Genomic DNA, 10,171 nt, shown 5'->3' with positions numbered 1-10,171 from the left:
TGCGCTCGGCGAGCCTGGTCGGTACGGACGGCATTCCTAGCGAAATCGCAGTCATCTGGTTCGTAACCCCAAGAAGGTGGATGAGTGGCCGGAGATCAGCGGGCTCCGATCTCCGAGATTACGGCAACGGCCACGGCGTCAGCACACTCCGCTCCTGAAGTCCACCGAAAGGCGAACTTCAGGACATCTCTCGTCATCAGGAGATTTTCACGGGGTTCACGACGTCCGCCACCAGCACCAGGAGAGTGAAGCAGATGAAGACACCGGCGATCACATAGGCGATCGGCATCATCTTCGCCACGTCGAACGGGCCGGGGTCGGGGCGCCGGACCAGCCGGGCCGTATGCCGCCGGATGGCCTCCCAGAGCGCGCCCGCGATGTGGCCGCCGTCCAGCGGCAGCAGCGGGAGCATGTTGAACAGGAACAGCGACAGGTTGAACCCGGCGACCAGGAAGAGCATCGTCGCGATCCGCTGGGAGGGCGGGATGTCGAGGCTGGCCACCTCGCCGCCGACCCGGGCCGCGCCCACGACGCCCATCGGGGAGTCCGCCTTGCGCGGGGCGTCCCCGAAGGCCGCGTTCCACAGGTCCGGGATCTTGGAGGGCAGGGCGATCATGGAGTCGATGCCGTCCTGGACCATGTTGCCCATGCGGTCCACGGACTGTCCGAAGGACTGCTGGACCACACCGCTGGCCGGGGTGAAGCCGAGGAATCCGGCCGTGACGTACTTGCCCTCGACATAGCCGCCGTTCCCGTCGGACTTGGCGACCTGGTTCTCTATGAGGTCGGCGTGCAGGGTCTTGCGGACACCGTCCCGCTCGATGGTGATCGTGGCGGGGCCGGTGGTCTTGCGGATGTCCTGCTGGAGCGTGCCCCAGTCGGGGGTGGGGTGGCCGTTGAAGGCGACGATCTTGTCCCGGGGCTGCAGACCGGCGGCCTTGGCCGGGGAGTCCTTGGCGCCCTTGGGGCAGGTGTCGGTGGAGGCCGAGGCCGGGACCACGCACTGGGAGACCGTGCCCACGCTGGTGGTCTGGGTGTTGACGCCGAAGCTCATCATCACCCCGAGGAAGATCGCCACCGCGAGGACCAGGTTCATGAAGGGCCCGGCGAACATCACGATCACGCGCTTCCACGGCTTGCGCGTGTAGAAGAGGCGGTTCTCGTCGCCCGGCTGCAGCTCCTCGAAGGCGGCCGACCGGGCGTCCTCGATCATGCCGCGCCAGGGCGAGGTGGAGCGCGCGGCGATCTTGCCGTCGTCGCCCGGCGGGAACATCCCGATCATGCGGATGTAGCCGCCGAACGGGACCGCCTTGACGCCGTACTCGGTCTCGCCCTTCTTCCGGGAGAAGATCGTCGGCCCGAAGCCGACCATGTACTGCGGCACCCGGATACCGAAGAGCTTGGCCGTGGAGAGGTGGCCGAGCTCATGCCAGGCGATCGAGATCAGCAGGCCGACGGCGAACACCACTATGCCGAGGACCGTCATCAGTGTCGTCATGCGCGAGCCTCCGGGGTCGCCTTCGCCGCTCGGGCGGCCAGTTCCGTTGCGCGGGCGCGGGCCCACGTCTCGGCTTCGAGGACGTCCGCGACGGTGAGCCGGGTTCCCGCGGTGGGGGCGCCGTGCTCGGCCACCACCTCGGCGACCGTATCGACGATCCCGTCGAAGGGCAGCTTTCCATCGAGGAAAGCGGCCACACATTCCTCGTTCGCCGCGTTGAAGACGGCCGGGGCGGTGCCGCCGAGGGCGCCGACATGGCGGGCGAGGCCGACCGAGGGGAACGCCTCGGTGTCCAGGGGGAAGAACTCCCAGGTGTGGGCCTTGGTCCAGTCGCAGCCGGGGGCGGCGTCCGGCACCCGCTCGGGCCAGCCGAGCCCGAGCGCGATGGGCATCCGCATATCGGGCGGGCTCGCCTGGGCGAGCGTCGAGCCATCGGTGAATTCCACCATCGAGTGAATGTACGACTGGGGGTGGACGACCACCTCGATCCGCTCGAAGGGAATGTCGTACAGCAGATGCGCCTCGATGACCTCCAGCCCCTTGTTGACCAGGGTCGCGGAGTTGATCGTGACGACCGGGCCCATGTCCCAGGTGGGGTGGGCCAGCGCCTGCTCCGGGGTGACCGCGGCCAGCTCGCGCCTGGTGCGCCCGCGGAAGGGGCCGCCGGAGGCGGTGACCACCAGCTTGCGGACCTCCTGCCGGTCGCCGCCGAGCAGCGCCTGGAAGAGCGCGGAGTGCTCGGAGTCCACGGGGACGATCTGGCCGGGCTTGGCGACGGCCTTGACCAGGGGGCCGCCGACGATGAGCGATTCCTTGTTGGCCAGCGCCAGTACCCGGCCCGCCTCCAGGGCGGCCAGGGTCGGCGCCAGGCCGATGGAGCCGGTGATGCCGTTGAGCACGGTGTGGCACTCGGAGCGGGCGAGCTCGGTGGCCGCGTCGGGCCCCGCCAGGATCTCGGGGAGCGGCTCACCGGCGCCGTAGCGCGCGCCCAGCGCCTCGCGCACCTCGGCCACCGCCTCCGGCCGGGCGACCGCGACCCTGTCCACCCGCAGCCGGTGGGCCTGCTCGGCGAGCAGCCCGGCCCGGCTCCCGGCGGCGGACAGGCCGGTCACACGGAAGCGGTCGGGGTTGCGCAGCACCACGTCGATGGCCTGGGTGCCGATCGAACCGGTGGAGCCCAGGATCACGATGTCGCGCACGCTCGCCGCGGCGGTGGCCGCCGGGACGCGCAGGTGCGGGTCAGCCAGGGATTCCGTCATCCCCCCATTGTGGAGGCAAGGGACGACGGCTCGGGACAAGCCCCGGGATCGGCGATCGCGGACCTCAGTGGATGGGGCGGTGGACGTTTCGCCGGGAGGTCGGGCCGGGGGTGGCGTCGGCGATCCAGGGGCCGTCGCCACTGGGGTCGAGGATGCCCTGCTCGAGCCACTCGTACGCCCCGGAGAGCACCCCGGAGACGACCTTGCGGTCGAGGTCGTCGGTGTTGGTCCACAGCCGCCCGAAGAGCTCGTCGGCGCGGATCCTGGCCTGCCGGCAGAAGGTGTCGGCCAGCTGGTACGCCTCGACGCCGTGGTCACCGCGGGAGCGCAGCATCTCGGCCCGTACACAGGCCGCGCTCATCGCGAACAGCTCCGCGCCGATGTCGACGATCCGGCTGAGGAAGCCCTGTTTGGTCTCCATCCGGCCCTGCCAGCGGGACATGGCGTAGAACGTGGAACGGGCCAGCCTGCGCGCCGAGCGCTCCACGTAGCGCAGATGCGGTGACAGGTCGCGGTAGCCGGAGGAAGCGGGCCGCGCGGAGCGCTTGCCGTCCGGGTGGCGGTGGTCGGCGGGTGGCCGGAATTCGGCGTAGGCGCGGGGCAGCTGGCCGGGGCCGGTGACCAGGCCGGGCAGCCAGCGGGCGTAGAAGCCGCCCGCCCTGGCGGCCGCCTTGCCCTTGTCCGGCAGGGAGGCGTCGGGGTCGATGAGATCGCCGGCCACCGACAGATGGGCGTCCACGGCCTCCCGGGCGATGAGGAGATGCATGATCTCGGTCGAGCCCTCGAAAATCCGGTTGATCCGCAGATCGCGGAGCATCTGCTCGGCGGGGACGGCCCGCTCCCCCCGGGCGGCCAGCGAGGCCGCGGTCTCATAGCCCCGGCCGCCGCGGATCTGGACCAGTTCATCGGCCATCAGCCAGGCCATCTCGCTGCCGTAGAGCTTGGCGAGCGCCGCCTCGATGCGGATGTCGTTGCGGTCCTCGTCGGCCATCTGGGAGGCCAGGTCGATGACGGCCTCCAGGGCGAAGGTGGTCGCCGCGATGAAGGAGATCTTGGCGCCGACGGCCTCGTGCTCGGCGATGGGCTTGCCCCACTGCTCACGGGCGGCGGACCATTCGCGGGCGATCTTCAGACACCACTTCCCGGCACCCGCGCACATCGCCGGCAGCGACAGCCGTCCGGTGTTGAGCGTGGTCAGCGCGATCTTGAGACCGGCGCCCTCGGGGCCGATCCGGTTGGCGGCCGGGACGCGGACCCGGTGGAAGCGGGTCACCCCGTTCTCCAGGCCGCGCAGCCCCATGAAGGCGTTGCGGTTCTCGACGGTGACGCCTTCGGAGGCGGTCTCCACGACGAACGCGGAGATGCCGCCCTTGTGGCCGTCGGAGCGCGGCACCCGGGCCATCACCACGAGGAGGTCGGCGACCACGCCGTTGGTGGTCCACAGCTTGACGCCGTCGAGGAGGTAGTCGTCGCCGTCCGGCACGGCGGTGGTGGCGAGGCGGGCCGGGTCGGAGCCCACGTCCGGCTCGGTGAGCAGGAAGGCGGAGATGTCGGTGCGGGCGCAGCGCGGCAGGAAGCGGTCCTTCTGCTCCTGGGTGCCGAAGAGCTTCAGCGGCTGCGGTACGCCGATGGACTGGTGGGCGGAGAGCAACGCGCCGATCGCCGGGCTGACGGAGCCGGCCAGGGCGAGGGCCTTGTTGTAGTAGACCTGGGTGAGGCCGAGACCGCCGTACTTGGTGTCGATCTTCATGCCGAGCGCGCCGAGCTCCTTGAGCCCCTTGATGGTCTCGTCGGGGATCCGCGCCTCGCGCTCGATACGGGCGGCGTCCACCCGCGTCGCGCAGAACTCGCCGAGCTTGGCGAGGAAGGCCTCACCACGGCGTACGTCGTCCGGGGCGGGGGCGGGGTGTGGATGGATCAGATCGAGTCGGAAGCGGCCGAGGAAGAGCTCCTTGGCGAAGCTCGGCTTGTGCCATACCTGTTCGCGTGCGGCCTCGGCGACCTGGCGCGCTTCACGCTCGGACACCGGCCTGACGGATGATGCGGTCATCGGTGCTCCCTTGCCGCGAATGACGATCTCGTGACATTACCGGCACGTACCGCTGCCAGTGTGCATCCGGTCCGACGGGACGGCAAAGCGGGCGGGCGCCGGGGTCCGGGGCAGTGGATGGCCGGGGGTGGGGCGCGCGGTGTGTTGAAGCGCTTCGATGGCCTCTGGACAGCTGCACGCTGCCGGTTTACTGTCGATCCGCGAGCCGGTCGAGGGGTTGTTCGGCGCTGCGTCGAAGCGCTTCACCGGCTGATTCGCGCTTTGTCGCTCGCTGTCGTCCTCTGCCCTTCCCCGCACCGGATGGAGTCCCCCGCATGGTCACCCTCGCCGAGGTCGCCCGGCACGCCGGAGTCTCCGCCAGCACGGTGAGCTATGTCCTCAGCGGCAAGCGGTCGATCTCGGCTCCCACCCGCGAGCGCGTCGAACACAGCATCAAGGAGCTCGGCTACCACCCGAACGCCGGCGCCCGCGCCCTGGCCAGCAGCCGGTCCAACATCATCGCGCTCATGGTGCCACTGCGGACGGACATGTACGTGCCCGTGATGATGGAGATCGCCATAGCGGTCGCCACCACGGCCCGCTCCCACGGCTATGACGTCCTGCTGCTCACCGGCGAGGAGGGCCCGGCGGCGGTGCGCCGGGTGACCGGCAGCGGACTCGCCGACGCCATGATCGTGATGGATGTGGAACTGGAGGACGAGCGGCTGCCGCTGCTGCACGCGGCCCGCCAGCCCACCGTGCTGATCGGGCTGCCCGCCGACACCGTCGGGCTGACCTGCGTCGATCTGGACTTCACGGCCACCGGCGCGCTCTGCGTCGAGCATCTGGCGGCCCTGGGCCACCGGGAGGTCGCCATCGTGGGCGAGGCCCCGGCCGTCTACGAGCGCCATACCGGCTTCGCCGAGCGGACCCTGGAGGGGTTGCGCCGCCGCGCCGGGGAGCTGGGGGTACGGCTGCTGCACCGCCCGTGCCAGGGCAGCTACGAGTCCATGGACGGCACCCTCTCCCGGATCTTCGACGAGCGGCCCGGCACCACCGGCTTCGTGGTGCAGAACGAGGCGGCCATCGATCCGCTGCTCAGCCTGTTGCGCCGACAGGGGCGCGCGGTCCCCGAGGACGTCTCGGTGGTGGCCGTCTGCCCCGAGCAAGTGGCCACCCAGGCGTCGGTGCGGCTCACCTCGGTGGCCGTCCCGGCGCAGGAGATGGGGCAGCGGGCCGTGGAGCTGGTGGTGGCCAAGCTCGAGGGGAACGCCTCCGGGGAGCAGGTGGCCCTGCTGGCCCCGGAGCTGACCGTACGGGCCAGTTCCGGCCCGGCGCCCGGCACGGCCTGACTCGGGCCCGCGCCCGGCAGGTCCTGGCCCGGGCACGTCCTGGCCCCGCACTCGGCACGTCCTGACTCGGCCCCGCGCCCGGCACGCCCTGTCCGCCCGGCCCCGGTCCGCCCGGCCCCGGTCCGCCGCGTCCCGCGCGTACCGCGCCGCGCCCGGGGTGGTGCCGGGTGGCGTGCGCCTGCCCGGTGAGCTCTCCGGGGGCGTACCCGGTGACACGCCGCGCGGGACGGCGGCGGTGTCACCGGGTACGCGGCGGTCAGCTCGCGCTCACCCCGAAGCTGTTGGTCCGGAAGTCCAGGCCGCCGGCCGACGAGGTGATCTCATAGCCGAACTGGACGTCGCCGATGGTGACATCGCCGAACCAGCTCTTGGTGTTCTTGATCCAGTTCACGATGGGCTTGATGTCCACGGAGCCGGAGGCGGAGTTCGAGGTGCGGAGGAACGAGAAGACCTCGTTGGCCCCGTTGCTGCCCTTGTAGACGCTCCAGGTGTGGCCGCCGAGGGTGACATTGCCCTGGGAGGTGCCGAGCGGGCCGACCGGACCGGTCTTGTTGACCCAGAGCATGATCTCGTAGTCGTAGTTGACATCCCAGATGTCGTACGAGGTGTTGTACGCGCCCGAGGACGGCACGGTGACGTTGTAGGTGCTGGTCAGGGTGGAGATGGCGCTGATCTTCCGGCCGACGACCTTCTTGGCGTTGGGATAGGACTTGATGCCGCCGGTGCCGGGGTGGTTGGCCCACACTCCCCAGTCGCTGTAGGAGTTGGCCCAGATGGTCTGGGATCCGGCGCCGGAGCCCCAGATGTTGTTGTAGAGCGTGTAGCCGCCATTGGTCCAGGTGCCCCACTGGTCCGAGGAGGACCAGGTGGCGGCCTGGGCGGGGGCGGCGGCGAAGCCGATCAGCGCGAGCAGGGCGATCAGCGGGGTCAGTAAGAGCGTTCGAGCGGTTCGTCGCACGGGGCTGCTCCCTTCGGGTGGAGGGTCGGTCGGCGAGATGCCAGCGGTGCCAGGACCACGACCGCGAAGCGGTCGAGGCGGACGCCGGTGTGGTGCACGCGTCCGGGCGGACGGAAGGGGGACGACGGCCGGGGTGCGGCCGTGGTTGAGGAGGAAGAGGTACGGGCCGCGCTCCACCGCCTCGACACCTCCGGGGAGGCCGGGCAGTACGGGTGCCGGCCCCGCCTCCTCGGCGGCGCGGGCCAGCAGCGCCCGCAGGGCGGCGGGTTCGGGGAGGGTGGAGACGTACCAGGCGGTGCCGGCGCCGTAGGCGTTGCGGATGAGGACGGGGCGGCCGTCGAGTTCACCGCACTTGACCCGGGCGACCGGTTCGGCGGTGGAACGGCCCGCGCGGGCACGCCGGCGCCCGCCGTCCGCACCCTCGCGGTCGTCGGTCCGCTCGCTGACGAGTGCAAGCTCGACTGGTACAGCGGCAGCCTGATCCGCCGCAGTTCGCCGCGCGAGGCGCTGGCCGAGCGGCTCGGCGCGGAGCGGGTGGTGTTCACGGACGGCCTGGAGACCGTACGGCTGCGCACCGCGGCCGGTTGGGTGCGGGTGCCGGACCCGGCGGAGGAGGAGGGACCGGCGGGGAACCGGCGGGAGAGGGTCCGGCAGACGAAGACCCGGCGGGGAAGGGGGCGGCGGAGGAAAGCCCGGTGGGAGAAGGTTCGGCGGAGGAGGGTTCGTTGAACCCGGCGCCTGTGGCGGGCCGTACCGAACTGCCGCCGCTGACCGTCGGCGACACCCCCACCGACCTGGCCATGTCCGACTGGGGCGGCGGTGCGCTCACCCTGCGCGCCCCCTCCGGCCGCTTATCTGACCGTGGCGGGGGACGGTTTCGTCCGCGCGGCGGCCGAGCAGCCCGGGGGCTGGGTGGTTCAGGAGACGTTCACGCTCGAAGCACACCGCGACGGGCACCTCCTCAGACACACCGGAACGGGCGGCTACGTCTGTGTCGCCGCGGGCGGACTGAAGGTTGCCCCATGCACCGGGCCCCGCCCCCCTGCACCACGGCGGGGCGGGGACGGGGCCCGGCGGGACGGGGGCAGGGCCCGGCGGGGCGGAGCGGAGCGGTGGGAGCGGGACGGCCCGGCGGATCAGAGGTCGAGGCCGGTGAGGACCATGACCCGCTCGTAGGTGTAATCCTCCATCGCGTACCGCACGCCCTCGCGGCCTACGCCGGACCTCTTGGCACCGCCGTACGGCATCTGGTCGGCGCGGTACGAGGGCACATCGCCGACGATCACACCGCCGACCTCCAGCGCGCGGTGGGCGCGGAAGGCCGTCCGCACCTCGCGGGTGAAGACGCCCGCCTGGAGGCCGTACTTGGAGTCGTTGACCGCCGCGAACGCCTCGTCCTCGTCCGCCACCTTGTGCAGGGTGAGCACCGGTCCGAAGACCTCTTCGCAGGAGAGGGTGACATCCGCGGGGACGTCCGCGAGCACGGTCGGGGCGTAGTTGGCGCCCTCACGCTTGCCACCGGTCAGCAGCTTGGCACCGGCCCGGACGGCCTCCTCGACCCAGGACTCGACGCGCTTGGCGGCGTCCTCGCTGATCAGCGGGCCGACATCGGTGGCGTCGTCGGCCGGGTCGCCGGTGACCTGCCCCTCGACGGCCGCGACGATCTTCGGCACGAGCTCCTCGTAGACGGACGCGTCCGCGATCACCCGCTGCACGGAGATGCAGGACTGGCCGCCCTGATAGTTGGAGAAGGTGCCGATGCGGGTGGCCGCCCAGTCGAGGTCGGCGTCGGCGGAGTAGTCCGACAGGACGACCGCGGCGCCGTTGCCGCCGAGCTCCAGGGTGCAGTGCTTGAGCGGCACCGACTCCTTGATCGCGTAACCGACCTTTTCCGAGCCGGTGAAGGAGATGACCGGCAGCCGCTCGTCCTGGACCAGCGCGGGCATCCGGTCGTTGGGCACCGTCAGGACGCTCCAGGAGCCCGCCGGAAGCTCGGTCTCGGCCAGCAGCTCGCCGAGGATCAGCGCGGAGAGCGGGGTGGCGGGCGCCGGCTTGAGGATGATCGGCGTGCCCACGGCGATCGCCGGGGCGACCTTGTGGGCGCTCAGGTTCAGCGGGAAGTTGAACGGCGCGATGCCGAGCACGGTGCCGCGCGGGAAGCGGCGGGTCAGCGCGAGCCGCCCGGTGCCACCGGCGTCGGTGTCCAGCCGCTGGGCCTCCCCGCTGTTGAACCGGCGGGCCTCCTCGGCCGCGAACCGGAACACGGACACGGCGCGGCCCACCTCACCGCGCGCCCACTTGATCGGCTTGCCGTTCTCGTCCGAGATCAGCCGGGCGATCTCCTCGGCGCGCTCGGCGAGCCGGCGCGACACGTGGTCCAGCGCGGCCGCCCGTACGTGCGCGGGGGTCGCGGCGAACTCCTCGCGCACCGCGTCGGCCGCGGCGACGGCCTCCTCGATCTGCGCGTCGGTGGGAACGCTCACCGCGCCGACGCGGCGGCCGTCCCAGGGCGAGGTGACCTCGAACGTGCTCTCGCCCGTCGCCTTGCGGCCGGCGAGCCAGAACGCGTGGGTGACAGCTTCGTTTGTGTCTGGCACAGCGGATCCCGACCCTTCTGAAGTGGTGTCTCTCCTCCCACCGTAGGCGCGCCCGGCCCGCTCGGTGTTTGTCCGGGACGTAGCAGTCGGGGCCGTACGCGCTCCGCTATGGCGTGCCCCCTTGCCTCGTTCGGGGCCTCGTTCCGGGCCTCGTTCCGAGCCTCGTGCTGGAGCCCCCTTCGGGGCCCGTTGCGCGAAGGCGACCGCGAACGGCCAGGCACGGGCCGACCGGCCCGTGCCGGAGGGCAGCCCGGCGGCCCGTGGCCGGAGATGCGGGCCGCGGCGGGGGCGGGCGGGCATGGCGGGGACAGCCCGTTGCGGGAACGGACCGCGGCGGAGACGAGCCAGGGCGGAGGCAGCTGGCAGCGGACGGCCCTCGGGGGACGAGCGGCGGCCGGGACGGCCCGCCGCGGAGGCAGCCCGTAACGGAGATGCGGGCCGCAGCGCATACGGCCCTCGGCACGGACAGACCGCCGCG

General features: G+C 71.8%; 6 protein-coding genes. 1 reads left to right on the top strand and 5 read right to left on the bottom strand.

Annotated features, from left to right (window positions below; genetic code table 11):
• Nucleotides 1–196: 196 nt before the first annotated feature.
• The 3 genes from AXW62_RS31490 to AXW62_RS31480 form a co-directional block, all read right to left on the bottom strand.
• Nucleotides 197–1,498 carry a M50 family metallopeptidase gene (locus tag AXW62_RS31490; protein WP_060947496.1) on the bottom strand — a complete coding sequence of 434 codons (1,302 nt, stop codon included), beginning with the start codon at nt 1,496–1,498 and terminating at the stop codon, nt 197–199.
• Nucleotides 1,495–2,757, bottom strand: a complete 1,263-nt coding sequence (gene dxr, locus AXW62_RS31485) for a 1-deoxy-D-xylulose-5-phosphate reductoisomerase (protein WP_060947495.1) — start codon at nt 2,755–2,757, stop codon at nt 1,495–1,497. The genes AXW62_RS31490 and dxr overlap by 4 nt, the downstream gene beginning before the upstream one ends.
• A gap of 64 nt (nt 2,758–2,821) precedes the next feature.
• Nucleotides 2,822–4,807, bottom strand: coding sequence for an acyl-CoA dehydrogenase family protein (locus AXW62_RS31480; protein WP_060947494.1), 1,986 nt, complete (start codon nt 4,805–4,807; stop codon nt 2,822–2,824).
• Between the two features lie 314 nt (nt 4,808–5,121).
• Here AXW62_RS31480 and AXW62_RS31475 point away from each other — a divergent pair, with 314 nt between their 5' ends.
• Complete coding sequence (locus AXW62_RS31475; RefSeq protein WP_060947493.1) at nt 5,122–6,138, top strand: LacI family DNA-binding transcriptional regulator; 1,017 nt, start codon at nt 5,122–5,124, stop codon at nt 6,136–6,138.
• A gap of 256 nt (nt 6,139–6,394) precedes the next feature.
• Here AXW62_RS31475 and AXW62_RS31470 read toward each other — a convergent pair whose 3' ends face one another.
• Both AXW62_RS31470 and AXW62_RS31460 read right to left on the bottom strand, forming a co-directional pair.
• Nucleotides 6,395–7,096, bottom strand: coding sequence for a glycoside hydrolase family 12 protein (locus tag AXW62_RS31470; RefSeq protein WP_060947492.1), 702 nt, complete (start codon nt 7,094–7,096; stop codon nt 6,395–6,397).
• 1,136 nt (nt 7,097–8,232) lie between these two features.
• Nucleotides 8,233–9,693 (bottom strand): aldehyde dehydrogenase family protein, encoded by a 1,461-nt coding sequence (locus tag AXW62_RS31460; protein WP_060947490.1) that lies wholly within the window; start codon nt 9,691–9,693, stop codon nt 8,233–8,235.
• Nucleotides 9,694–10,171: the final 478 nt, after the last annotated feature.

Origin of the sequence: Streptomyces hygroscopicus subsp. hygroscopicus (genome assembly GCF_001553455.1) — a bacterium.
Lineage (GTDB): Bacteria > Actinomycetota > Actinomycetes > Streptomycetales > Streptomycetaceae > Streptomyces > Streptomyces hygroscopicus.
The sequence above is the reverse complement of the archived record's forward strand: the minus strand, read 5'-3'. Positions and strand labels throughout refer to the sequence as shown.

Bases quoted from the DNA above. Each gene is read 5' to 3' on its own strand.
- AXW62_RS31490 (WP_060947496.1), bottom strand. From the start codon at position 1,498: ATGACGACACTGATGACGGTCCTCGGCATAGTGGTGTTCGCCGTCGGC.
- dxr (WP_060947495.1), bottom strand. From the start codon at position 2,757: ATGACGGAATCCCTGGCTGACCCGCACCTGCGCGTCCCGGCGGCCACC.
- AXW62_RS31480 (WP_060947494.1), bottom strand. From the start codon at position 4,807: ATGACCGCATCATCCGTCAGGCCGGTGTCCGAGCGTGAAGCGCGCCAG.
- AXW62_RS31475 (WP_060947493.1), top strand. From the start codon at position 5,122: ATGGTCACCCTCGCCGAGGTCGCCCGGCACGCCGGAGTCTCCGCCAGC.